Here is a 24,279-nt window from a genome sequence, read left to right as displayed (position 1 = left end):
GCTGAGGGGTTCCGGGTTTCTTGGTTGCCGGGCGGCACGGGGTCCGGGACACGGCGGTCCGGGACGCGCGGGCCCGGCGCATGGCGGTGCGGGCGCGGCGGTGCGGGCGCGGCGCGGTCAGACGCGCGTCACCGTCAGGGAGTGCAGATAGCGCATCAGGGTCATCAGGACGTCCCGGCTGGACTCCCGGCGGCGCGCGTCGCAGGCCATGATCGGCACCGCGGGTTCCAGGTCGAGGGCCCGGCGCAGGGTCTCGATCGGGTGGTGGGGCGCGTCGGGAAAGTCGTTGACGGCGACGACGAACGGCACACCGCGCTCCTCCAGGCGGCCGATCACGTCGAAGCTGACCTCCAGGCGGCGGGTGTCGATCAGGACGACCGCGCCGAGCGCGCCCTCGAAGAGGCCGTTCCACAGGAACCAGAAGCGTTCCTGGCCGGGGGTGCCGAAGAGGTAGAGGACGAGCTCGTCGGAGATGCTGATCCGGCCGAAGTCCATCGCCACGGTGGTGGCGGTCTTGGACTCGGAGCCGTAGTTGTCGTCGACCCCGATGCCCGCCTGGGTCATGGTCTCCTCGGTCGTCAGCGGGCGGATCTCGCTCACCGAGCCGACCATCGTGGTCTTGCCGACCCCGAACCCGCCCACGATCACGACCTTCACGGCGGCCGTGGCCGTGTGCGGCAGGACGTCCTCGCTGCGGGGGCCGGTGATCGTGTCAGAGCTTTTGAAGTCCATGCATCACCGCTTCGAGGAGGGATCGGTCGGGGAGCGCGGAGCGGACGATGGGGGCGCGCGCCTGGATGAGCTCGGATCCGAGTAACTCCGTCAGCACGACCGTCACCACGCTGAACGGCAGCGCCATGTACGCCGACAGCTCGGCGACGGAGAGCGGCGTCGTGCACAGCCGCAGCACCGCGGAGTGCTCGGGCTGGGCCGTGGGCGACGCCTCGCCCTGCGCGACGACCAGGGTGACGAGGTCGAGCGGAGCCCGCTCGGAGCCTTCGCCCGTGAGGATGTACAGCCGCTCCGGGTTCTCGGGGTTGCGGCGCTCCCGTTGGGGAGGCGCGCCGGCCTGCGGCGGGCCGTCGCCCCGCTCCGCACCTCGGGCGGAGTCCGGCACAGGAGTCATACGACCTGCCCGTCACGCCGGGGCGGGCTCGTCAGATGGGCCCCGATGCGCACCACCAGGTCGCGCATGCGGGTGCCGATCAGGCCCGCGTCGACGGTCTCGTCCGCGAGTACGGCGAGGTAGGCGCCGGCGCCCGCGGCCATCAGGTAGAAGTAGCCGCCGTTGATCTCGATGATGACCATCTTCATGCCGCCGTCGCTGTGCGGGATCTCGGTGGCCACGGCGGCGGCCAGGCTCTGCAGTCCCGCGCAGGCCGCGGCGATGCGGTCGGCGGCGTCCGGGTCGCCGCCGTAGCGCGCGATGCGGAGGCCGTCGGCCGAGAGCACCACGATCTGCCGGGTCTGTGGCACCCCGTCGGCGAGCTCCTTCAGCATCCAGTCGAAATTGGCGCGTTGCTGGATCACTGCCAGTCCCTCTCGTCGGCGCTGCCGTGGTGGTTGCGGTCGGTTCCCTGCGGAGGGAAGGATCCCTCGGTCGCGGGCCCGTCCGCGGCGGTTCCGGGCGGTGGCACCGGATCGGGGTCACCCGGGTCCTCGCCCTTGACGCCCTTCATGAACGCCTCGATCCACAGGCCCGGTTCGGGCTCCTCGCGCTTGGGCGCGGGGACCGGTGGCGGGGCGGTCGCGGCGGCGTGGGCCTCGGCGATCCGCTGGGCCTCGGCCTCCTGGGCGTACCGCTCGCTGAGTGAGATCTTGACGCGGCTGCGGCGCTGCGGCAGCCCGTTCGGGGTCCATTCGGTGACCTCGGGGACGTCGTCCTCCATGGTCGCGGTGAGCGGGGAGCGCAGCGGCGGGCCCGCGGTGACGACGCGGGGCTTCTTGCGGCGGATGTTGCGGGCGGGCTCCTCGATGGTCCGTCCGGCGTTGTCCACGCGGGGTACGGCGGAGGCGCCGATGCCGTGCGCGAGGCCGGGCGCCGGTCCCGTGGTGATCATCTCGCGGGGCACGATGAGGACCGCGCGGACCCCGCCGTAGGCGGACTGCCGCAGCGAGACCTGGAGGTTGTACATCTGCGAGAGGCGGCCGACCACGGCCATGCCGAGGCGGGGCGTCTCGCCGAGGTCGTTGAGGTCGATGCCGGCCTGCGCCTGCTCCAGCATCCGCTCGGCGCGGGCGCGGGCCTCCTCGCTGAGGCTGACGCCGCCGTCCTCGATCTCGACGGCGATGCCGGTCTGCACCTCGACGGCGGTGACGTGCACCTTGGTCTGCGGCGGGGAGTAGCGGGTGGCGTTGTCGAGGAGTTCGGCGCAGGCGTGGATGAGCGGTTCGACGGAGGTGCCGTGGATCGCGACGTTGGCGATCGAGTGCAGTTCGACGCGCGGGTAGTCGAGGATCCGGGACATCGCGCCGCGCAACACGCTGAACAGCGGTACGGGCTTGGGCCACTGGCGGCCGGGGCGGGCGCCGCCGAGCACCGCGATGGAGTCGGCGAGGCGGCCGATCAGCGCGGTGCCGTGGTCGATGCGCAGCAGGTCGTCGAAGACCTCGGGGTTGCGCCCGTGGAACTCCTCCATGTCGCGCAGTTCCGCGGCCTGCTGGTGCACGATCGACTGGACGCGCCGGGCGATGTTGACGAAGGCGCGCTGCGCCGACTCGCGCATCGCTTCCTCGTGGTCCAGGGTCTCCAGGACCGAGCGCAGCAAGTCGCGCTGGGCGTCGGGCAGTTCACGGTAGGCCTCGTCGGCGTCCACGACCTTGCGGACCACGTCGGCGGGCGGTTCGCCCTGCCGCAGCCGCCAGAGCGCCTCGGGCAGGATCTCCCGGCCCAGGCGTACGGTCTCGTCGTCGTGGGAGGCGATGCGCCGCTCCAGGAAGGCCAGCCGCTGTCCGTACTGTGCGCGCTGTCCCCGGATGGTCCGGCCGCGCCGCACGGCTTCGGCGCCGACCGCGATGACCATGAGGGTCGCGACGGCGCCGCACCAGCCGACGGCGGGGCGGGCCGATTCCGTCACCGAGGCGACGGCGGCTCCGGTGGCCGCGGCCATCAGCAGGGCGGGCAGCAACAGCACACGCGCGTAAGGGACTTCTCGGCCACCGGGAGGCGATTGAACACTCACCATGTATGCCCTCTGAACACTCGTCTTGGGGGGATTGACGTCTTTGGGGGGTGAAGGTACCTATGCAAGGTCTTGCCGGGACGACAAAGCGAACGATCGAAACATTGGGGAACAAGCGCGCGAATCTGTCGCAACTCGTTCAACTCGCCGCGCTCCGGGGGAGCTTAGTCCGCCGAAATCACCGCCGTGTCATATTCGCCAACCCCCTGCAGAGGCCGCACCGAGAGGCATACACTCTGCTCTTTTGCACACGTGGCGATCATTCGAACACGTGGAGTAACGCCTCGAACGACACCGCCCCCGGGGGAACGACGCCACCCATGGGGGTAACGACACCGCCTCCGCGGACAACGACACTGCCCCCGAGGTCCGGAAGCTCTCCGGTCCTCGGGGGCGGTGTCCGCGTGTGGGGGCGTCAGCCCACCGAGCTGTACGCCACCACGCCCCGGAGCAACTGGTCCACGGCCTTGCGGGCGTTCTTCGCCACCGTGCTGTTCTCCCGCGGGGCCGCCGCGGAGATCTGGCCCAGGACGTCGATGACCTGCTTGCACCAGCGCACGAAGTCACCGGCCGGCATCTCCACCTCGCGCAGCACCTCGTCGAGCCCCTTGTCGGAGGCCCACATGTACGCCGCCCAGGCGAAGCCCAGGTCGGGTTCGCGCTGCCCGACCCCCTCCGCCTGATTGATCTTGAACTCTTCCTCCAGGCCGTCGAGCCGGCCCCAGATCCGGACCGTCTCGCCGAGGGCCGCCTTCACCGCCCCGGACGGCAGCTTCGGCGCGATGGCGTCGTCGCTGCTCCGCGCCTCGTACACCAACGCCGAGACGCACGCGGCCAGTTCGGCCGGGCTCAGCCCCTCCCACACGCGGGCACGCAGGCATTCACTGGCCAGCAGGTCCAGCTCGCCGTAGAGCCGGGCGAGCCGCTTGCCGTGCTCGGTGACCTCGTCGCCGCGCAGATAGTCGAGCTCGGTGAGGAGGGCGACGATCCGGTCGAAGGTGCGGGCGATGGTGTTCGTCCGCCCCTCGATCCGGCGCTCCAGCTGTGAGGTGTCGCGCTTGAGGCGGTGGTACCGCTCGGCCCAGCGCGCGTGGTCCTCGCGCTCGTCGCAACCGTGACAGGGGTGCGCTCGCAGCTCCGCGCGCAGCCGGGCGATCTCCTGGTCGTCGGCCGCCTCCGCGCGCCCCTTGCGGTGCCGGTCGGGCACGATGTGCCCGGCCTTGGTGCGCAGCGCGGACGCCAGATCGCGGCGGGACTGCGGCGAGCGGGCGTTGAACGACTTCGGGATGCGCATCCGCTCCACGGCCTCGACGGGCACCGGGAAGTCCATCGAGGCGAGCCGCTTGACCTGCCGCTCGGCGGTGAGGACGAGCGGACGGGGGCCTTCCATGTGGTCGTAGCCCCGGTGCCCGTCCGCCCGCCCGGCCGCGATCCCCGGGTCGAGGACGAGCGCCAGGCCCGCGTACTTCCCGGTGGGGACGTGGATGACGTCGCCCGGCTTCAGCTTCTCCAGGGCGACCGCTGCGGCGACCCTGCGCTGGGCCGCGCCCTGCTTGGCCAGCTCGTTCTCACGGTCCTTGAGCTCGCGGCGCAGCCGCGCGTACTCCTCGAAGTCGCCCAGGTGGCAGGTCATGGAGGCCTGGTAACCGGCCAGGCCCTCCTCGTTCTTCTGCACCTGCCGGGAGATCCCGACGACCGACTTGTCGGCCTGGAACTGCGCGAAGGAGGTCTCCAGGAGCTCGCGCGAGCGGTGCCGCCCGAACTGGTCGACCAGGTTCACCGCCATGTTGTACGACGGCTTGAAGCTGGAGCGGAGCGGGTACGTGCGCGTACCGGCGAGGCCGGCCAGGTGCTCGGGGCTCATGGCGCGCTGCCAGAGCACCACCGCGTGGCCCTCCACGTCGATGCCGCGGCGCCCGGCGCGGCCGGTGAGCTGGGTGTACTCGCCCGGGGTGATGTCGGCGTGCTGCTCGCCGTTCCACTTGACGAGCTTCTCCAACACCACGCTGCGCGCGGGCATGTTGATGCCGAGGGCGAGGGTCTCGGTGGCGAAGACGGCCTTGACGAGGCCGCGCACGAACAGCTCCTCGACGACCTCCTTGAAGGTGGGCAGCATGCCCGCGTGGTGCGCCGCGATGCCGCGCTCAAGGCCTTCGAGCCACTCGTAGTAGCCGAGGACGTGGAGGTCCTCGTTCGGGATCAACGCGGTGCGCTCCTCGACGATCTGGCGGACCGTCATGCGCGCCTGGTCGTCGTTCAGCCGCAGTCCCGCGTACAGACACTGCTGCACGGCGGACTCGCAGCCCGCGCGGCTGAAGATGAACGTGATGGCGGGCAGCAGCCCCTCGGCGTCGAGCCGCTCGATGACCTCGGGGCGGCCCGGCGTCCAGATCCGCGACCGCTGGCGGCGCTCCCGCTCGCGGTCGGCCTCCCGGATCATCTTGCCCCTGCGGCGGTCCCGTGGGTTGTACGAGCGGCTGGCCTCCATCCGGGCCATGCGCGTGAGGTCGGGGTTGACCGCCTTCTTGTGGCCCTCGCCCTCCTCGAAGAGGTCGTACATCCGGCGTCCGGCGAGCACGTGCTGGAAGAGCGGCACGGGCCGGTGCTCGGAGACGATCACCTCGGTGTCGCCGCGGACGGTGTCGAGCCAGTCGCCGAACTCCTCGGCGTTCGACACCGTGGCCGACAGGGAGACCAGCGTGACCGACTCCTGGAGGTGGATGATCACCTCTTCCCAGACGGCGCCGCGGAAGCGGTCGGAGAGGTAGTGCACCTCGTCCATGACCACATAGCCGAGGTTCAGCAGCGACTGGGAGCCCGAATACAGCATGTTCCGCAGCACCTCGGTGGTCATGACGACCACCGGAGCCTCGCTGTTGACGCTGTTGTCGCCGGTGAGCAGGCCGACCTTGTCCGCGCCGTACCGCCTGGCGAGGTCGGCGTACTTCTGGTTGGAGAGCGCCTTGATGGGCGTGGTGTAGAAGCACTTCTTGCCCTGCTCCAGGGCGAGGTGCACGGCGAACTCGCCGACGATCGTCTTGCCCGAGCCGGTGGGGGCGGCGACGAGCACGCCCTTGCCCGCCTCCAGCGCCTGGCAGGCCTCGATCTGGAAGGGGTCGAGGCCGAATTCGTACATCTCGCGGAAGGACGCGAGTGCGGTGGCCTGCTCGGCAGCGCGCTGGCGCGCCGCCGCATACCGCTCGGCCGGTGAGAGGTCCTCTGTCATCGTGCGTTCGAGCCTACCGGCCACCACTGACAACGGACGATCATTATCCGAACGGAGGCGGAACGCGGCAGCTCACGGGTGCGCGCGGCGGCGCCGGCTCAGGGTCCGAGCACCCGCACCGCCCCCGGCACGCACCGCGCGGTCAGCGGCAGCGCGCCGAGCGGCTCCCCGTCGGCGTACCCGGTGATGCCGGGCGCGGCGAGCTCGACCTCGGCGGCGCGGTACACGGTGACCTTGGGATGGTCGAGGTGCGTGCCTTTGTAGACCCGCGGGAAGACCTTGAGCAGGGTCGTACGGCTGCAGTCCCCCACCACGGTCACGTCGAAGAGCCCGTCGCCCAGGTCGGCCCCGGCGCAGATCCGCATCCCGCCGCCGTACGAGGTGCCGTTGCCCACCGCCACCAGCGTCGCCTCGACCTCGTGGACGTCGCCGCCGTCCAGCGTGATGCGGTACGGGATGGGCCGGAACGCCGCCAGCTCCGCAACCATCGCCAGGTCGTACCTGAAACGGCCGGTGGGCCAGCGCATCCGGTTGCCCCGGTCGTTGACCCGCGAGTCGAAGCCGGACGCGAGCACGGTCCCGAACCAGGTGTCGCCGACCCTGCCCAGGTCGACGTCGCGCGTGCGCGCGCCCTTGAGGGCCTCCGCCACGATCTCCCCAGCGGCGGCCGGCTCCCGCACCGGCAGGCCGAGGGCGCGCGCGAAGTCGTTGCCGGTGCCCACCGCGATCACGCCGAGCGGGGTACGGGTCCCGGCCACGGCCTGCAGCGCGAGGCTCGCCATGCCGTCGCCGCCGACGGCGATCAGGGCCCCTGTACCAGCCTCGACGGCCGCACGGGCCCGCCGCAGCGCGTCAGGGGCGTCCTCGCCGATGACCGTCCGCACCGAGAAGCCGCGCGCCCGCAACGCGGAAGCGGCCGGCTGCGCCGCGTGGGCGCCCCGGCCGCGGCCCGCGGTGGGATTGACGAAGAGGGTGATCTCGCTGGTCACTGGGGTCCCCCCGAAGATGTGTGCGGGAGGACCCTACAAGCTCACGTGACGTCGTCGAAACCGTTCACCCGATGATCGGCCCGTCCGGTGCCCGCCTGCTCGGGCAGCGCCCTGGGCGGCCGCACCGCTTCGACCCCGTCGACGGGGTCGGGCGTGAGGTCGAGGTCGGAGGCCTCGTCGTCGTCGAGCTCGGCGTCGGGGTCGTTGCGACGGCGGCGCTTGTCGTTCAGGAGCGAGAAGCCGACGGCCATGAAGTACAGGACGACGATCGGGCCCGCCAGGGCGATCATGCCGACCGGGTCGGTGGTCGGGGTCGCGACGGCGCCGAAGATGAAGACGCCCATGACCACGCCGCGCCACCACGTCGCCATCCTGCGGCCGGTCACCATGCCGGTCATGTTGAGCATGACCAGGAGCAGGGGCAGCTCGAACGAGGCGCCGAAGACGAGGACCATCCTGACGGTGAAGTCGAGGATCGTGTCCATCGGAAGGAGGTTCTCGGCCCCGTTGGGCGTGATGCCGAGCAGCACGCGCATGGAGACCGGGAGGATCGTGTAGGCCAGCCAGGCGCCCCCGAAGAAGAGCGGCACCGCGGCTCCGACGAACCAGTACGTGTACTTGCGCTCGTGCTTGTGCAGGCCGGGGGCGACGAAGGCCCACAGCTGGTACAGCCAGACCGGGCTGGAGACGATGATGCCGACCATGAGGCTGACCTTCACCGTGGTGGTGAAGGGCGACAGGAGGTCGTTGAACGTCACCTTCGCGCAGTGCCCGCCGGTCACGTCCATGCCGGGCTTGCAGCGCGGCACGGGATCAGCCAGGAACTCCATGAGCTGCTGGCTGTAGAACGCGGCCACGATCGAGACGATCGTGATCGCGAGGAGCCCCTTGGCGAGCCGGTTGCGGAGCTCGCGAAGGTGCTCCGCGAGGGGCATCCGCCCCTCGGGGTCCTTCTCCTTCTTGCGGGCAGACTTGAGCAACCCACGTCCTCATCTCGTGCGGCAGGCCGGCCGGCGCCGGCCTTGGATCAGCGCTGCGTCGTACGGTCGGTCGGCTCGGTGACCGGGCGCGAGCTGGTCACGTCGCCGGGGGCGGCCTGGATCGTGCGCTGCTGGACGGCCGGGTCGCTCGGCGGGTCGGCCGGGGCGGCGGCGTCGTCCTTGCCGTCGGACTTCATGGCCTTGGCCTCGCTCTTGAGGATGCGGGCCGACTTGCCGAGGGAGCGCGCCATGTCCGGCAGCTTCTTGGCTCCGAACAGCAGGACGATCACGACGAGGATGAGAATGATCTCGGTGGGGCCGAGCCTACCCATAGCTGTATACCTTCTTCACCGAGGCGTCAGGAGTCTGGTTCGCTCGGCAGACCGGACATTCATCCGATCTCCCGCGCGTGCAGCGATCGTAACCCCCCGGGGTAAACGCTCGGCAATCCCCGCGCATACTCCGAGTACGGCCCCCGCCTCGATCCTGGGCCGCATTTCGCAGCGTACCCGCCCCCCTCGGGGAGTTGACAGGTCGCGGACGCTAAAGAGCCCCTCGCCCCGCACGGGCCACACCGGCCGCGGCCCGCTCCAGGTCCTCCGCGGCGCCGTTGATCCGCCGTGTGGTCTCGGTCACTTGACGCGCGAGCCGCTGCGCCTCCACGAAGACCTTGATCGCCAGTACGCCGAGGACGGCGAGGCCCAAGAAGCCCGCCGCGATCGCGAGCATCGCCCAGAACATGCGCCGAGCCTAGACGGTCGAGTGCAGACGCAGCGTCCGCACCCCGCCGCCGGTGAGGAGTTCGACGATGCGCTCGCCCGCGGGCTTGCGCACCGCCGCCCCGCACTCGGGGCAGGTGAAGGAGTAGAAGGTGGTGCGGGGTCCTGCGCCGATCGCGAGCCGCAGCGCCCCCGCGGAGAGCTCGAAGCGGGCGCGGCAGTCGGGGCAGGCGGCGGTGAAGAGGACCGGGGTACGCCGCGTCTGCGCGGGCACCCCGGGAAGTCCGGCCGTGGTCGGTGTGGTCAACGCCCTTGCTCCTGACGGTCGAAGTCCCTCTCGTACGCCTCCAGGGCCTCGGCCGCCGCCTGCCGCGCGCTGTCGGCCAGCTGGACCGGGGAGACGATCCGCCCGTCGCCGCCGAGCCGCAGCGCGAGCCGGCGCAGCGAGGCGGGATCCGGGGTGCGCAGCGTGATCCGAAGGCCGCCGTCGGGCAGCTCCTCGGCGCTGTCGTGGGGGTAGTACTCGGCGACCCAGCGGCCGCCGGGGCCGACCTCGACGACGACCTCGGGATCCTCGGCCGCGGGCTGCACGAGGCCTTCCGAGAGGTCGCGCAGCTCGACCTCGGGCGGCGCGGACGGCTCGTCCAGGATCTTGATCTCGGCGACCCGGTCGAGCCGGAAGGTGCGCCGCGCCTCGGAGCGCCGGCACCACGCCTCCACATAGGTGTGGCCGACGCTCACCAGGCGGATGGGGTCGATCTCCCGCTCGGTGACCTCGTCGCGCGCGGGCGAGTAGTAGCGGATCCAGAGTCTTCGGCGCTCGGAGATCGCGCGGTCGACGTCGGCGAAGACGCCGCCCTCGGACTCGAAGGTCACCGAGAGGCGGGAGCTGGCGCCCGCCGCCTCGCCGGCCGCGGTCTCCAGCTTCGCGGTGGCGCGCAGCAGCGCGAGCCGGTCGCTCTCGCGTAGGCCGGGCAGCGTGGACACGGCGCGGGCGGCCACGAGCAGCGCGGTCGCCTCGTCGGCGGCGAGCCGCAGCGGCGCCGCCACGTCGTCGGGGTTGTGCCACCAGATGCGGTCGCCGTCGGTGTCGATGTCCAGGAGGTCGCCGCCGCGGAAGCTGGTGCCGCACATCGGCAGGATGTCCAGGTCGGAGATCAGCTCGTCGGGGGTGATGCCGAAGGCGCGGGCGACGTCCTCGACGTGGGCGCCGGGGCGCTCCCGCAGATACGTCACCAGCGACAGCATCCGCCGCGTCTGGTCGATGGCGTTCGAGGCCATGCTCTTCCGCTCCCCCTCAGCCCTTGGCCACGGCGCGCAGCCGGTCCATGACGTCGGCCCGCAGCTCGGCGGGCTCGAGGACCACCACGTCGGGCCCGAACTCCACCAGCCAGGCGTCGAGCCCGTGGCCGTACGGAATCTCCAACTCGTCCCACCCGTCGCCGCGTTCCCGCATCGCGACGGCCTTGGCCCGCAGCGGGTAGCCGGCGCCCGTGCGCAGCCGGATCAGGGCGGTGCGGTCGGCGATCTCGCCGGCCCAGCCCGCGACGGTCTCGCGGACCGTGACGACGTCCGGCACCTCGGCGGTGTACTTCCCGGCGCGGGCGCGCACCTTGCCGGTGATCCGGGAGAGCCGGAAGACGCGCTCGGCGCCCCGGTCCCGGTCCCAGCCCGCGAGGTACCAGTGGCCGCGCCAGCATTCGAGGGCCCACGGCTCGACGTGGCGCTGCTCGGGGCGGGCCGCGGTGGCCTTGCGGTACTCGAAGACGATGGGGCGGCGGTCGCGGCAGGCCAGCATCAGCGGCTCGAAGGACGCCTCGTGCGCGGGGATCCGCGGCTCGAGGGCGCTGTGGGCGCCGTACGGGTCGGCGTCCTCGGGCAGTCCCGCGGCGCGCAGCTTCTGCAGGGCGCCGCTGGCGGCCCCGGCGAGCCTGGCCTGCTGCCAGACCTTGGCGGCCAGGCCGAGGGCCGCGGCCTCCTCGGCGTCGATGGTGATGGGCGGCAGCCGGTTGCTGTCGCGGCGGGCGAGGTAGCCGACGTCGCCGTCGAGGTTCTCCACGGTCTCGATGACCAGGCCGAGCTCGCGCAGATCGTCCTTGTCGCGCTCGAACATGCGGTTGAAGGAGTCGTCGGACCCCGTCGCCCGGCCCCCCGGCGCTCCGGCCGCGCCTCCCCCCGGCCCGAAGGCCTCGACGTAAGCCTCGATCGAGTCGCGCAGCTCACGCTTGCTGAGCGGCCGCCGGGTCCCGAGCAGACACAGCGCCAGATTCATCAGCCGCTCGGCCTTGGCAATGGCCATCGACGCCCTTTCTCGGCCTTACAACACACAATGCTTCCGACGGATGACCGTACCGCCCCGGGGTGTGCGGGTAAAAGCCGAGGGCCCATGCCGGACAAGCATGAGCCCTCGACGAACAGATCAGGTCAGGTACGTCCTCAGACGGAGACCAGGTCGCAGACGAAGATCAGCGTCTCGCCCGGCGCGATGCGGCCGCCACCGGCGCCGCGGTCGCCGTAGGCGAGGTGGGCGGGGATGGTCAGCTCGCGCCGGCCACCGACCTTCATGCCCTGCACGCCCTGGTCCCAGCCGGAGATGACCTGGCCGGCACCGAGCTGGAACTCCAGCGGGTTGCCGCGGTTCCAGCTCGCGTCGAACTCCTCGCCCGTGCTGAAGGCGACGCCCACGTAGTGGACCTTGACGAAGTCGCCCGCCTTGGCGACGGCTCCGTCACCCTCCCAGATGTCCTTGATCTGAAGGTCGGCCGGCGGCTCGCCGACGGGGAAGTCGACCTCGGGCTTGTCAATGCTCACGAAAATGCTCCTGCTTTGATACGAAAGGTCAGCTCGGACAGTCTTACATCCCCGCGGGGGTCACATCTTCGCGAGGATGTCCACGGAGAAGACCAGCGTGGAGTCCTTCTTGATGGAGCTGCCCTGCGGGGGCTTGTCGCCGTACCCCAGCTCCGGCGGGATGACGACGAGGACGCGGCTGCCGACCTTCTTGCCGGTCAGACCCTGCGCCCAGCCCTTGACGACCTGCGCCAGCTGGAACGACGCGAGCTGCTTGCGCTTGTACGAGGAGTCGAACTCCTTGCCGTCCGCCCAGAGCACGCCCTCGTACTGGCACAGGAGGCTGTCGGTCTCCTTCACCTCGTCGCCGTCACCCTCCAGGATGTACGACGCGACGAGCTCCTTGGGCGCCTTCGTCTTCGGGACGTCGATGGAGGGGGCCTTGCCGTCGGTGTTGGTGCCGACCTTGGGCAGGTCCTTGTTGGACTGCGCCACCTCCTTGCCCTTCGCCGAGCTCTTCGCGCTGAAGGTGCCCACGAGGTCGACGACGAAGACGAGGGTGTCGTCGCCCTTGATGCCGGCCTGCTTGTTGCCCTGCTCGCCGTACCCCATCTTCGGGGGGATGGCGAGCTCCACGCGGCTGTCGAGCTTCTTGCCGACCAGGGCCTGGTCCCAGCCGGGGATGACCTGGCCGACGCCGATCGGGAAGACCGTGGGGTTGCCCCGGTCGTAGGAGTTGTCGAAGACCTTGCCCGTCGCCCAGATCTGGCCGAGGTAATTGGCCTGCAGGTAGTCCCCCTTGACGACCTCCTTGCCCTTGCCCTCGACGAGGGTCTTGACCGCGAGGTCGGAGGACGGCTTGCCCTTGCCCTTGGCGACGGTGGGCTTCTGGCCGAACTTCGTGCCCTTGGTGATCTCGGGCAGCGGACCGTCCACGATCTTCGCCGTCGGCGGGGCCGACGCGGAGTTGGTCGGGCTGTCGCTGGGCTTGGACTTGGCCTTGTCGGCCTTGTCGTCACCACAGCCTGCCAGCGTCAGCAGGCCGGCCGGGACGGCAAGGAGGAGGGAGCGTCGGCGCACGGTGGGGGCCTCGTATCGGTCGATCTTGTGGGTTGGCGTGCGCGCAACTCTACGGCGTGAGAAGGGCGCCGCACGAGGAACGTGCGACGCCCGCGTTGCGTTCCCACAACGCCACCGGCTTCTCTTCGGTCACATGCCGGCGATGAGCTTCTCCACCCGGTCGTCGACCGAACGGAAGGGGTCCTTGCACAACACGGTGCGCTGTGCCTGGTCGTTGAGCTTGAGGTGGACCCAGTCGACCGTGAAGTCACGGCGCTGCTCCTGGGCCCGCCGGATGAAGTCGCCGCGCAGCCGCGCCCTGGTGGTCTGCGGGGGCACCGACTTGCCCTCGAAGATCTTCAAGTCGTTGCAGATACGGGCGGCTTGGCCCTTCTTCTCCAGGAGGTAGTACAGCCCTCGCCGACGGTGGATGTCGTGGTAGGCGAGGTCTATCTGCGCGACCCGGGGGTGCGACATGGTCATGTTGTTCTTGGCGCGGTACCGCTCGATGAGCTTGTACTTCATGACCCAGTCGATCTCGGTGCCGATGCGGTCGAGGTCCTCGGTCTCGATCGCGTCCAGCGTGCGGCCCCACAGTTCGAGGACCTGTTCGACGGTGCCGGTGCGGATGCCGCGGCGGTCGACGAAGTCCACGGCCTTCTCGTAGTACTCGCGCTGCACCTCCAGGGCCGAGGCCTCGCGGCCGCTGGCCAGGCGCACCTTGCGGCGGCCCGTGATGTCGTGGCTGACCTCGCGGATGGCCCGAATGGGGTTCTCCAGGGTGAGGTCACGCATCACGGTGCCCGCCTCGATCATGCGCAGCACGAGGTCGGTGGCGCCGACCTTGAGGAGCATGGTCGTCTCGGACATGTTCGAGTCGCCGACGATGACGTGGAGCCTGCGGTAGCGCTCGGCGTCGGCGTGCGGTTCGTCGCGGGTGTTGATGATCGGCCGGGAGCGCGTCGTCGCGGAGGACACGCCCTCCCAGATGTGCTCGGCACGCTGGCTGACGCAGTACACGGCGCCGCGCGGAGTCTGCAGCACCTTGCCCGCGCCGCACAGCAGCTGACGGGTGACGAGGAACGGGATGAGAATGTCCGCGAGTCGGGAGAACTCTCCATGACGGGCCACCAGATAGTTCTCATGGCAACCGTAGGAGTTTCCCGCCGAGTCGGTGTTGTTCTTGAAGAGATAGACGTCGCCCGCGATTCCCTCCTCGTGCAGGCGGCGTTCTGCGTCGACGAGCAGGCCTTCCAGAATGCGCTCGCCGGCTTTGTCGTGGGTGACCAGCTCGGTCACGTTGTCACATTCGGGTGTCGCGTATTCCGGATGTGATCCCACGTCAAGATAGAGGCGGGCGCCGTTCCGCAGAAAGACGTTGCTGCTGCGGCCCCATGACACGACACGGCGGAAGAGGTAGCGCGCCACCTCGTCAGGCGACAGGCGGCGCTGTCCCCTGAACGTGCACGTGACGCCGTACTCGTTCTCCAGCCCGAAAATGCGGCGGTCCATGACTGAACATTACGCCTGATGCCCGGCACTGAAACCGGGTTCGACGGCACCGTTTCGATCATTTTCCGATGAACCCGCAACAACCCCGGAATCCTCGACCGCAACCAGTACCCGCACGGTGGCCAGCAAAACCAGCAAGGCGCCCACGCCCGCGAGCCCGGGCACCGCGAAACCCCCCACGGTGCCGCCCCACTCGACGACGGGACCGGCCGCCGCCGTCCCCAGCGAGGCGCCCACCGTGAACGTGGTCACGAGCCAGGAGAAGGCCTCCGTGACGGTGCCGCGCGGGGCGTGCCGGTCGACGATGATGAAGGCGCACGCGAGCGCCGGGGCGAGGAAGACGCCGGCGAGCGCGGTGAGCCCCGTCATGGCGAGCGCGCCGGGCGTCAGCATCAACGGCAGGTAGCAGACGGCGAGCAGCGCCACGAGCACCGTCAGGCGACGCTCCGGCACGCCGCTCCACTGCCGCGCCCCGTACACCGCACCGCCGACGAGGGCGCCGAGGCCGAGGGCCGCCATCAGCCAGCCGTAGACCGCGTCGCCGCCGTGGTCGTCCGCGTACGACACCCCGGCGACGGTGATGGAGCCGAGCGCCACGCCGACGAAGAGGAACGCGCCGAGGAGCGCGAGGAGTCCCGGCGAGCGCAGGGCCCCGAGCCAGTGCGCCTCCCGGGGAGCCGAGCGCCACGCGCGCGAGGGCTGCGACATCACTACGGAGAGGGCGCCCAGCACCCCGACGGCGTTGACCACGAGCAGCGCCGCCTGCTCCGACCAGAGGGCCACGCACCCCGTGACGAGCAACGGGCCGACGGTGAACATGACTTCCTGGGCGACGGCGTCCATCGCGTACGCGGTGTGCACCTGCTCCTCCTTGCCCAGGACGCCGGGCCACAGGGCCCGCAGACCGCCCTCCAGGGGTGGCGTGAAGAGCCCCGCGGCGCCGACCGCCACATAGGCGAGGGCCAGCCGGTCGGGGCCCGTGAAGGCGAAGGCGGCCATCCCGAGGGCGGACAGCAGGGCCGCGGGCAGCTGGACGCGCGGCTGGCCGTACAGGTCGACGAGGCGTCCGAGGAGCGGCTGCCCGACGGCATTGGCGACGCCGTACACCGCGGCGAGCCCGCCGGCCAGGCTGTACGTCCCGCCCTCCGCGCGGATGAACAGCACGATGGCGATCGCGGCCGTGGCGTTGGGGAGCCTGCCCACCAGCGTCCCGGCAAGGAGTCGCATCGCGTACTTCGCTCGGAGGATCTCCGCGTATCCGGTGGCCACGCCCGCCTGCCCCTCCCCCGCGGCGCCGTCACGCCCGAGGTTTTACGTATAACGTCGAGCGTCATACGTACCATGAGCGCTGTCCGCGGGTCCACCGAGTTGCCCGGTGCCTCCACCGCGGACCCGAACCGGGAGGTGACCGTGGCCGGGCCACAGCAGGAATCCTTGGGGCCCCGTCCCACGAGCCGCGACGTCGCGCGCGCCGCCGGAGTCTCCCAGGCCACCGTCTCCCTGGTGCTCGGCGACAAGTGGCGCGGCCGGGTCGCCGAGCCGACCGCCGAACGGGTCCGCGCGGCCGCGCGGGAGCTCGGCTACCGACCCAATCTGGCCGCCCGCAACCTCCGCCTGGGCAGGACGCGGACGGCGCTCCTCGTCGTCCCCGAACTCACCAACGAGTTCTTCGCCCACGTCTACACCGGAGTCGCCCGCATCGCCGCCCGGCACGGCTTCGGGGTCGTCCTCTACCCCTCCCCCGACGGCATCGGCCCCGCCCGCGACCCCTTCGCCTCGGCCCGCGCCTCACTGGACGGCGTGCTCGCCTCCTCCATGGCCTCCGACGCGCTGGCCACCATCCGCGGCGACGACCTGCCCCTGGTGATGCTCGACAGCGACCCCGCCGGCAGCCTGGGCGCCGCCACCGTCAACCTCGACCTCGCCGACGGCATGCGCCAGGTGACGGAGCATCTGCTCGCCCTCGGCCACCGCGACTTCCTGCACCTGGCCGCGGAGGTGGACTCCTGGACCTTCGACGTGCGCGCCGAAGCGCTCGCCCGGACGCTGCGCGGCACGGACACCGCCGTACGACGCGTCACCGCCCCGCTGAACGTCGAGGGCGCCCGCGTCGTCGCGGAGGCCGCCCTGTCCGGCCCGGGGCCCCGGCCCACCGCGGTCGTCTGCGACGACGACTTCCTCTCCGCCGGGGCCTGCAAGGCGGCGCGCCGGCTCGGCCTGCGCGTCCCCGAGGACGTCTCGGTCACCGGCTTCGACGACCTGACGCTGGCGACCGCCGTGGAGCCGGAGCTGACCACCGTCCGGCTGCCCGCCGAACGCTTCGGCGAGCGCGGCATGGAGTCCCTCGTCGCCGTCCTGGACGGCCGCACCCCGGACGCCGCGCCGCTCCCCGTCCAGCTGGTCGTCCGCGGCTCCACCGGCCCCGCGCACTCCGGTCCCGCACGCTGACCCCGCACACGGCGGCGCCCCGTACCCCGGCCGTCGGGCCGGGACACGGGGCGCTCACTTCACTGGCGTGGCGGACCGCTCCGCCGCGCCGGTCTACTCGATGTCGCCGCCGGACGTCGGCGCCGCGGGCGGGGTCTCCTCGTCCGAGGCCGCGTCCGTCGCGCCGCCCTCGTCGAGGAGGCGGGACAGCTGGCGTCCCACGATCCGCTTGAACTTGCGCTGCTGCGGCCGCGTACGGTCGAGGACCGCCACCTCGAGCCGCTCGGCGGGGATCTCCCGCTCGCTGCCGTTGGTGTCGCGGGACAGCGCCTGCACCGCGAGCTTGAGCGCCTCGGCCAGCGTCATCCCGTCCTGGTGGCGCTGGTCCAGATAGCTGCTGATCTGTTCGGCGTTGCCGCCGACCGCGACCGAGCCGTGCTCGTCCACGATCGAACCGTCGTGCGGCAGGCGGTAGATCTGGTCGCCGTCCGGCGTGGTGCCGACCTCGGCGACGACCAGCTCGACCTCGTACGGCTTCTCGGCGTTGCTGGAGAAGATCGTGCCGAGCGTCTGCGCGTAGACGTTGGCGAGGCCACGGGCCGTCACGTCGTCCCGGTCGTAGGTGTATCCGCGCAGATCGGCGTAGCGGACGCCGCCGATGCGGAGGTTCTCGTACTCGTTGTACTTGCCGGCGGCCGCGAAGCCGATCCGGTCGTAGATCTCGCTGAACTTGTGCAGCGCACGGGACGGGTTCTCGCCGACGAACACGATGCCGTCGGCATACTGCATCACGACAAGACTGCGACCACGGGCGATGCCCTTGCGGGCGTACTCCGCCCGGTCCGCCATGGCCTGCTGGGGTGAAACATAGAACGGCGTCGACACCGGATCCGTCCCTTTCTGTCAAAAAACTTCAGTCAGTGGCGAATTCGGAGCGATCAGAGCAGCGCGGCGCGCGGGCCGTCCGGCTGCTCGAGCCGCTTCTCCAGGATCGCGCGCGCGATGGCGGACGACTCGTCGTCCGTCAGCCGCCGGAAGCCCTCGTCGGAGATGACGGTGACGATGGGGAAGATCCGGCGCGCCATGTCCGGACCACCGGTCGCCGAGTCGTCGTCGGCGGCGTCGTAGAGCGCCTGGATGACGAGGGTCGTCGCCTGCTCCTCCGTCAGACCGTCGTGGTAGAGCTTCTTCATCGCACCGCGCGCGAAGACCGAACCGGAACCGGTCGCCGCGAAGCCGTGCTCCTCGGAGCGGCCGCCCGTGACGTCGTACGAGAAGATGCGGCCCTTCTCGCGGTCCACGTCGTACCCCGCGAAGAGCGGCACCACCGCGAGGCCCTGCATGGCCATGCCGAGGTTGCCGCGGATCATCGTGGAGAGACGGTTCGCCTTGCCCTCCAGGGAGAGCGTGGCGCCCTCCACCTTCTCGAAGTGCTCCAGCTCCAGCTGGAAGAGCTTCACCATCTCCACGGCCAGACCCGCGGTGCCGGCGATGCCCACCGCCGAGTACTCGTCGGCCGGGAAGACCTTCTCGATGTCGCGCTGGGCGATCACATTGCCCATCGTCGCCCGGCGGTCACCGGCGAGGACCACGCCGCCGGGGAACGTCACGGCCACGATGGTCGTGCCGTGCGGCGCCTCGATCACGCCCTGCGTGGGCGGCAGTTGACGGTTGCCGGGCAGGATCTCCGGCTGGTGCTCGGACAGGAAGTCCATGAAGGACGACGAACCGGGCGTCAGGAAGGCAGCCGGTAGACGCCCTGTGCCACGAGTGTTGGCTTCCACGAGGATCCCTCCAGGTAGGCGGCAGCCCGACGAACAGTGTCGGGATCGTCTCCCAACTTGCCGATGGCCGAATTGCAGTTGAAGCACAGTACGCCACGGACTTTACCCGTCTCGTGACAGTGATCCACATGGATCGCGGGGGTGCTGAGGAGGCTCGGACGCCCCTCAGCGGCTCGACACTCAGCACCCCTTGCGAACCTTTGATTCGAAGGCGAAGAGGGCCTACTGCCCACCCTTTTGCACGAAGGAACGCACGAAGTCCTCAGCGTTCTCTTCCAAGACGTCGTCGATCTCGTCCAGAACCGAGTCGACGTCGTCGCTCAGCTTCTCCTGGCGCTCCTTGAGGTCCTCCGAAGCCTGCGCGTCCTGCGTCTGCTCCTCGGTCTCCTCGGTGGGACGCGTCGCCTTCTGCTGTCCGCCGCCGGTGTCCTTGGTCGCCATCTACCTCACCCCGCTCGCTCGGTTAGACGTTCTTGATCAGACCCTACGCTCCGGGTCCGACATCGGCCCCGCAGTTGGTGCAACGTGCGGGACCCACCTCTGTGATTCCCCGGGCGTTGACCTTTCAGCCGCCGGAGAGCACCCGAACCAGATCCTCTGCCGTGCGGCAACGGTCCAGGAGTTCCTTGACGTGGTTGCGCGTGCCGCGCAGGGGCTCCAGCGTGGGCACCCGTTGCAGAGAGTCACGGCCCGGGAGGTCGAAGATGACCGAGTCCCAGGACGCGGCGGCCACGTCGTCCGCGTACTGCTCGAGGCAGCGGCCGCGGAAGTACGCGCGCGTGTCCTCGGGCGGCTTGGTGATGGCCCGCTCGACGTCCGACTCGTCGAGGAGCCGCTTCATCTTGCCCCGGGCCACCAGACGGTTGTACAGGCCCTTCTCGGCCCGTACGTCCGCGTACTGGAGGTCGACCAGGTGGAGCCGCGCGGCGTCCCAGTCGAGGCTGTCACGGCGGCGGTAGCCCTCCATGAGCTCCCGCTTGGCGACCCAGTCGAGCTCTCCGGAGAGGCTCATCGGATCGCTCTCCAGACGGCCGAGGACGTCCTCCCAGCGGGCCAGCACGTCCTTGGTCTGCGCGTCCGCGTCCGAGCCGTACCGCTCCTCGACGAACTTGCGGGCCAGCTCGAAGTACTCCATCTGGAGCTGCACCGCGGTGAGTGAGCGGCCGCTGCGGAGCGTGACGAGGTGCTTGAGGGTCGGGTCGTGCGAGACCTGGTGCAGGGTGCGCACCGGCTGGTCCACGGCGAGGTCGACCGCGATGAAGCCCTCCTCGATCATCGCGAGGACGAGCGAGGTGGTGCCCAGCTTCAGATAGGTCGAGATCTCGGAGAGGTTCGCGTCGCCGATGATGACGTGCAGCCTGCGGTACTTCTCGGCGTCGGAGTGCGGCTCGTCCCTGGTGTTGATGATGGGCCGCTTGAGGGTCGTCTCCAGGCCGACCTCGACCTCGAAGTAGTCCGCGCGCTGGCTGAGCTGGAAGCCGTGCTCGTGGCCGTCCTGGCCGATGCCGACGCGTCCCGCGCCGGTGACGACCTGGCGGGAGACGAAGAACGGCGTCAGGTGCCGCACGATGTCCGAGAAGGGGGTCTCCCGCTTCATCAGGTAGTTCTCGTGCGTGCCGTACGAGGCGCCCTTGTTGTCGGTGTTGTTCTTGTACAGGTGGATCGGCTGGGCGCCGGGGAGCTGGGCCGCGCGGTCGGCGGCCTCGGCCATGATGCGTTCGCCGGCCTTGTCCCACAGGACGGCGTCCAGCGGGTTGGTGATCTCCGGCGAGCTGTACTCGGGGTGTGCGTGGTCGACGTACAGGCGTGCGCCGTTGGTGAGGATGACGTTGGCCAGGCCAATGTCCTCGTCGGTCAGCTGGCTGGAGTCGGCGGCCTCGCGGGCGAGGTCGAAACCCCGCGCGTCCCGCAGCGGGTTCTCCTCCTCGAAGTCCCAGCGGGCGCGTCGCGCCCGGTGCATCGCCGCGGCATAGGCGTTGACGATCTGGGACGAGGTGAGCATGGCATTGGCGTTGGGATGGCCGGGGACGGAGATGCCGTACTCCGTCTCGATGCCCATTACTCGCCGTACGGTCATGCGGCCCTCCTTGCCCGGCGGCGCTCCCGTTCGGGAACGGCGCTCAAGTACCGCTGGTTCTCCGGTGCGTGTGCGGTGCCCGTCCCCGCACTGCGCGACTCGGCGGTACCGAAGAGCCTAGAACGCCTTTGCGCTGGTGGGGAGATCATTGCCTTCATTGAAAAACAGACGGCTGCGGGTACCCCTGAAGGACACCCGCAGCCGCCCTGTGTTCTACAGGTACTGACCGGTGTTGGCCACCGTGTCGATGGAGCGTCCGGTGTCCGCGCCCTGCTTTCCGGTGACAAGGGTGCGGATGTACACGATCCGCTCGCCCTTCTTTCCGGAGATCCTGGCCCAGTCGTCCGGGTTGGTGGTGTTCGGCAGGTCCTCGTTCTCCTTGAACTCGTCGATGCAAGCCTGGAGGAGGTGAGCGACCCGAAGGCCCTTCTGGTTCGCCTCGAGGAAGGCCTTGATGGCCATCTTCTTGGCACGGCCCACGATGTTCTCGATCATGGCGCCGGAATTGAAGTCCTTGAAGTACAGGACTTCCTTGTCGCCGTTGGCGTACGTCACCTCGAGGAAGCGGTTCTCCTCGGACTCCGCGTACATCTGCTCGACGACGGACTGGATCATGCCGTGCACCGTGGCGTGCCGGTCGGCGCTGTGCTCGGCGAGATCGTCCGCGTGCAGCGGGAGCCGCTCGGTGAGGTACTTGGCGAAGATGTCCTTCGCCGCCTCGGCGTCCGGACGCTCGATCTTGATCTTCACGTCGAGCCGGCCGGGCCGCAGGATCGCCGGGTCGATCATGTCCTCGCGGTTGGAGGCGCCGATCACGATGACGTTCTCCAGGCCTTCCACGCCGTCGATCTCGGCGAGCAGCTGCGGGACGATGGTGTTCTCCACGTCCGAGCTGACACCGGATCCGCGGGTGCGGAAGAGGGACTCCATCTCGTCGAAGAAGACGATGACGGGGGTGCCCTCGCTCGCCTTCTCCCTCGCACGCTGGAAGACCAGGCGGATGTGACGCTCGGTCTCGCCCACGTACTTGTTGAGGAGTTCGGGGCCCTTGATGTTGAGGAAGTAGCTCTTCCCCGCGGGCTGGCCGGTGACCTCGGCGACCTTCTTGGCGAGCGAGTTGGCGACGGCCTTCGCGATCAGCGTCTTGCCGCAGCCGGGGGGCCCGTACAGCAGCACGCCCTTGGGCGGCCGCAGTTCGTGCTCCTTGAAGAGGTCGGGGTAGAGGTACGGAAGCTCGACGGCGTCCCGGATCATCTCGATCTGGCCGCCGAGACCGCCGATCTTCTCGTAGCTGATGTCGGGGACTTCTTCGAGGACGAGCTCCTCGACCTCGCTCTTGGGGACGACCTCGTAGACGTACCCGGAGCGGGGTTCGAGCAGCAGGGCGTCGCCGGGGCGGATGGTGACGTCCAGCAGCGGCTCGGCGAGCCGCACCACCCGTTCCTCGTCGGTGTGCCCGACCACCAGGGCGCGCTCGCCGTCCTCGAGGATCTCCTTGAGGGTGACGATGTCCCCCACGCTCTCGTACTCCATGGCCTCGACCACGTTGAGCGCTTCGTTGAGCATTACTTCCTGGCCGCGCCTGAGCTCTTCGAGCTCCACGCTCGGGCTGACGTTCACCCGGAGCTTGCGGCCCCCGGTGAAGATGTCCGCCGTGCCGTCCTCGTTCGCCACGAGGAAGACTCCGAAGCCGGCCGGCGGCTGCGCGAGCCGGTCGACTTCCTCCTTGAGGGCCACGATCTGGTCGCGGGCCTCACGGAGCGTGTTGGCGAGCCGCTCGTTCTGCGCGGACACGCCGGCCAGGTTGGTCTGCAGCTCGACGATCCGCTCTTCGAGAATCCTCGTATGACGCGGAGAGTCGGCGAGCTTGCGTCGCAGGACGGCGATTTCCTGCTCGAGATAGGCAACCTGACCGGCGGGGTCCTCGGACCCTCGTCCCGGCCGGATGCCGCGGTTGATGTCGTCGTCGTGGGCTGCCACGGTCCTCACCTCCTCCAAGGGGAGCTGGACGCTTCCAGACCCTACCTGGGTGGGTGTCGATTGAAACCCCTAGATCACAAAGACGATGGGGGTGTGTCCGATCTTCACCCTTGCGCTCTCCCTCACGCCAGGGGAATACCCACCCAACAACATCGGAAAGCGGGCGGTTGTATCGTCGAACCGTTCAACACCCGTCAGGGCTGGCCCGACTTGCTGCAGGAGCGGGCCTCCCGGCGCAGCGACCGGCAGGAGAGATGACCGTGCGGCACGAGGCCGAGACCGGCAGTGAGGGCCACGATCTGGAGGTCTGGATCGACCAGGACCTCTGTACCGGGGACGGCATCTGTGCGCAGTACGCGCCCGAGGTGTTCGAGCTGGACATCGACGGCCTGGCCTATGTGAAGAGCGGCGACGACGAGCTGCTGCAGGCCCCGGGGGCCACAACGCCCGTGCCGCTGCCGCTCCTCACCGATGTGGTGGACTCCGCCAAGGAGTGTCCGGGCGACTGCATTCACGTACGTCGGGTTTCGGACAGGGTCGAGGTCTACGGTCCCGACGCGGCATGACCGTGCGCCCCTCGGGGCATCAGACGCTACGGGCCCCGGCGGGGGTCAGCCGCTCGAACGCGCCGTCCTTCCACTGCCACTTGGCCTTGTGCTGCTCGTCGGGGCAGCAGCGGGGCACGTCGGGCGAGGAGTAGCCGAGCAGGGTCGCGGTGACCGCGCCGTCACGCACGGCGAAGGCGCTGACGTTCTGCCGGTCCTTCGGGTCGAGGAGGGTGGCGACCACGCGCGGCTTGCCCGCGCCCGCTCCGGTGATCACATAGATCCCGTCGGGCGGGGTGCCGGAGCCGGCCCGGCAGTGCACGACGGCCACGGTCTCCGGCCTGCCGTCGCCGTCGAGGTCGCCGGTGGCCTTCTTCTTCACCACGGGCTCCACGGGGCCGCAGTCGAGCGGGAAGTCGACGGCGGCGGCGTCGGGCGCGGGGGCCGGGGCCGCTCCGCCCGCGGCGGCTCTGGTGTCTGTCTTCGGGCCTGTCTGGGCGGCGGTCGCGGCGTCGGGCTGCAGGAAGGCGGAGCCCGCGACGACGGCGGCGAGCGCGGCCGCGGTGGCCAGCCAGTGGATGGGGCGGGTGAGGGTGTGTGCCAGTTCCGGGACCGCGGGGTGCTGCACGAGGAAGTGTCTCCTGTGAGGGCGTGCCGGTGGGGAGGTGGCCAGCATCGTGCCATACGTCACAGTGCGGTGGAACACCGGGGTCCGATGGTCTTCGCGGTGCGCGCGGTACGCGGCCGGTGTCCCGTCAACGAAACGGCGCCGGGGGGGGGGGGGGGGGGGGGGTGGGGGGGAGGGGGGGGGGGGGAGGGGGGGGGGGGGGAGGGGGGAGGGGGGGGGGGGGGGGGGAGGGGGGGGGGGGGGGGAGGGGTGGTGTGGGGTTGGGGTCGGGGTATGAGGGGGGGGCGGCGGTGCATGTAAACAAAACTTGCGGCCGCTGCATTGTATCGTCGCCTAAATTGAACTCCCCCCCCGGCGCCTGCTCATTGGGCGGTGGCCGTC

24 protein-coding genes and 1 pseudogene are annotated in these 24,279 nt (G+C 70.2%); 2 read left to right on the top strand and 23 right to left on the bottom strand.

The window, feature by feature from the left end; translation table 11 throughout:
• Window positions 1–117 precede the first annotated feature (117 nt).
• The 16 genes from ACZ6CV_RS33790 to ACZ6CV_RS33715 form a co-directional block, all read right to left on the bottom strand.
• On the bottom strand, window positions 118–732 hold the full coding sequence (locus ACZ6CV_RS33790; protein WP_355810352.1) for a GTP-binding protein: 615 nt from the start codon (window positions 730–732) through the stop codon (window positions 118–120).
• Entirely contained in the window at window positions 713–1,126 is a 414-nt protein-coding gene (locus ACZ6CV_RS33785) for a DUF742 domain-containing protein (protein WP_469255254.1), read from the bottom strand. The genes ACZ6CV_RS33790 and ACZ6CV_RS33785 overlap by 20 nt, the downstream gene beginning before the upstream one ends.
• Window positions 1,123–1,530, bottom strand: a complete 408-nt coding sequence (locus ACZ6CV_RS33780) for a roadblock/LC7 domain-containing protein (RefSeq protein ID WP_469255253.1) — start codon at window positions 1,528–1,530, stop codon at window positions 1,123–1,125. Before ACZ6CV_RS33780 ends, ACZ6CV_RS33785 begins: the two co-directional genes overlap by 4 nt.
• On the bottom strand, window positions 1,527–3,185 hold the full coding sequence (locus tag ACZ6CV_RS33775; RefSeq protein ID WP_469255251.1) for an ATP-binding protein: 1,659 nt from the start codon (window positions 3,183–3,185) through the stop codon (window positions 1,527–1,529). The genes ACZ6CV_RS33780 and ACZ6CV_RS33775 overlap by 4 nt, the downstream gene beginning before the upstream one ends.
• A 412-nt stretch (window positions 3,186–3,597) precedes the next feature.
• On the bottom strand, window positions 3,598–6,408 hold the full coding sequence (locus ACZ6CV_RS33770; RefSeq protein ID WP_362371283.1) for a DEAD/DEAH box helicase: 2,811 nt from the start codon (window positions 6,406–6,408) through the stop codon (window positions 3,598–3,600).
• 98 nt (window positions 6,409–6,506) lie between these two features.
• On the bottom strand, window positions 6,507–7,397 hold the full coding sequence (locus ACZ6CV_RS33765) for a diacylglycerol kinase (RefSeq protein ID WP_469255250.1): 891 nt from the start codon (window positions 7,395–7,397) through the stop codon (window positions 6,507–6,509).
• 41 nt (window positions 7,398–7,438) lie between these two features.
• Entirely contained in the window at window positions 7,439–8,332 is an 894-nt protein-coding gene (gene tatC, locus ACZ6CV_RS33760; protein ID WP_469255385.1) for a twin-arginine translocase subunit TatC, read from the bottom strand.
• A 92-nt stretch (window positions 8,333–8,424) separates the two neighbouring features.
• Complete coding sequence (tatA, locus tag ACZ6CV_RS33755; protein ID WP_469255248.1) at window positions 8,425–8,709, bottom strand: Sec-independent protein translocase subunit TatA; 285 nt, start codon at window positions 8,707–8,709, stop codon at window positions 8,425–8,427.
• A gap of 211 nt (window positions 8,710–8,920) precedes the next feature.
• The gene (locus tag ACZ6CV_RS33750; RefSeq protein ID WP_469255246.1) at window positions 8,921–9,118 is read right to left on the bottom strand and encodes a hypothetical protein; all 198 of its coding nucleotides are present in this window, start codon (window positions 9,116–9,118) and stop codon (window positions 8,921–8,923) included.
• Window positions 9,119–9,127: 9 nt separating this feature from the next.
• Window positions 9,128–9,403 (bottom strand): CpXC domain-containing protein, encoded by a 276-nt coding sequence (locus tag ACZ6CV_RS33745; protein WP_355810333.1) that lies wholly within the window; start codon window positions 9,401–9,403, stop codon window positions 9,128–9,130.
• Complete coding sequence (locus ACZ6CV_RS33740) at window positions 9,400–10,377, bottom strand: helix-turn-helix transcriptional regulator (protein WP_362371274.1); 978 nt, start codon at window positions 10,375–10,377, stop codon at window positions 9,400–9,402. Before ACZ6CV_RS33740 ends, ACZ6CV_RS33745 begins: the two co-directional genes overlap by 4 nt.
• Window positions 10,378–10,393: 16 nt before the next feature.
• Complete coding sequence (locus ACZ6CV_RS33735) at window positions 10,394–11,395, bottom strand: helix-turn-helix transcriptional regulator (protein WP_469255244.1); 1,002 nt, start codon at window positions 11,393–11,395, stop codon at window positions 10,394–10,396.
• Window positions 11,396–11,532: 137 nt separating this feature from the next.
• Complete coding sequence (locus ACZ6CV_RS33730; protein ID WP_055567247.1) at window positions 11,533–11,907, bottom strand: FKBP-type peptidyl-prolyl cis-trans isomerase; 375 nt, start codon at window positions 11,905–11,907, stop codon at window positions 11,533–11,535.
• Window positions 11,908–11,967: 60 nt separating this feature from the next.
• Entirely contained in the window at window positions 11,968–12,966 is a 999-nt protein-coding gene (locus tag ACZ6CV_RS33725) for an FKBP-type peptidyl-prolyl cis-trans isomerase (protein WP_469255242.1), read from the bottom strand.
• 129 nt (window positions 12,967–13,095) lie between these two features.
• Window positions 13,096–14,457 (bottom strand): Pup--protein ligase, encoded by a 1,362-nt coding sequence (pafA, locus tag ACZ6CV_RS33720; protein ID WP_355810318.1) that lies wholly within the window; start codon window positions 14,455–14,457, stop codon window positions 13,096–13,098.
• 9 nt (window positions 14,458–14,466) lie between these two features.
• A complete protein-coding gene (locus tag ACZ6CV_RS33715) occupies window positions 14,467–15,726 on the bottom strand; it encodes an MFS transporter (RefSeq protein WP_469255240.1) in 1,260 nt (419 codons plus the stop codon).
• A 72-nt stretch (window positions 15,727–15,798) separates the two neighbouring features.
• Between ACZ6CV_RS33715 and ACZ6CV_RS33710 the strand changes: the two genes are divergently transcribed.
• Entirely contained in the window at window positions 15,799–16,905 is a 1,107-nt protein-coding gene (locus ACZ6CV_RS33710) for a LacI family DNA-binding transcriptional regulator (RefSeq protein WP_469255238.1), read from the top strand.
• A gap of 93 nt (window positions 16,906–16,998) precedes the next feature.
• Here ACZ6CV_RS33710 and prcA read toward each other — a convergent pair whose 3' ends face one another.
• The 6 genes and pseudogenes from prcA to arc all read right to left on the bottom strand — a co-directional run bounded on the left by prcA (window position 16,999) and on the right by arc (window position 22,725).
• Entirely contained in the window at window positions 16,999–17,769 is a 771-nt protein-coding gene (prcA, locus tag ACZ6CV_RS33705; protein WP_469255236.1) for a proteasome subunit alpha, read from the bottom strand.
• 53 nt (window positions 17,770–17,822) lie between these two features.
• Entirely contained in the window at window positions 17,823–18,668 is an 846-nt protein-coding gene (prcB, locus tag ACZ6CV_RS33700; RefSeq protein WP_355810306.1) for a proteasome subunit beta, read from the bottom strand.
• Window positions 18,620–18,892, bottom strand: a pseudogene (locus ACZ6CV_RS33695) (endonuclease VII domain-containing protein); the annotation flags it as partial. The pseudogene ACZ6CV_RS33695 and the gene prcB, both read right to left, overlap by 49 nt.
• Complete coding sequence (locus tag ACZ6CV_RS33690; RefSeq protein ID WP_150165888.1) at window positions 18,891–19,109, bottom strand: ubiquitin-like protein Pup; 219 nt, start codon at window positions 19,107–19,109, stop codon at window positions 18,891–18,893. The gene ACZ6CV_RS33690 and the pseudogene ACZ6CV_RS33695, both read right to left, overlap by 2 nt.
• A gap of 124 nt (window positions 19,110–19,233) precedes the next feature.
• Window positions 19,234–20,745, bottom strand: a complete 1,512-nt coding sequence (gene dop / locus ACZ6CV_RS33685) for a depupylase/deamidase Dop (RefSeq protein ID WP_355810299.1) — start codon at window positions 20,743–20,745, stop codon at window positions 19,234–19,236.
• Between the two features lie 213 nt (window positions 20,746–20,958).
• Window positions 20,959–22,725: a proteasome ATPase gene (gene arc, locus ACZ6CV_RS33680; RefSeq protein WP_362371249.1), complete on the bottom strand. Its 1,767-nt coding sequence runs from the start codon at window positions 22,723–22,725 to the stop codon at window positions 20,959–20,961.
• Window positions 22,726–22,979: 254 nt separating this feature from the next.
• Here arc and ACZ6CV_RS33675 point away from each other — a divergent pair, with 254 nt between their 5' ends.
• Window positions 22,980–23,291, top strand: a complete 312-nt coding sequence (locus ACZ6CV_RS33675; protein WP_355810294.1) for a ferredoxin — start codon at window positions 22,980–22,982, stop codon at window positions 23,289–23,291.
• 19 nt (window positions 23,292–23,310) lie between these two features.
• Here ACZ6CV_RS33675 and ACZ6CV_RS33670 read toward each other — a convergent pair whose 3' ends face one another.
• Window positions 23,311–23,898: a hypothetical protein gene (locus tag ACZ6CV_RS33670; protein WP_469255233.1), complete on the bottom strand. Its 588-nt coding sequence runs from the start codon at window positions 23,896–23,898 to the stop codon at window positions 23,311–23,313.
• Window positions 23,899–24,279: the final 381 nt, after the last annotated feature.

Source organism: Streptomyces sp. NPDC041713 (assembly GCF_055591085.1).
This window is presented reverse-complemented; position numbering and strand designations above follow the sequence as displayed.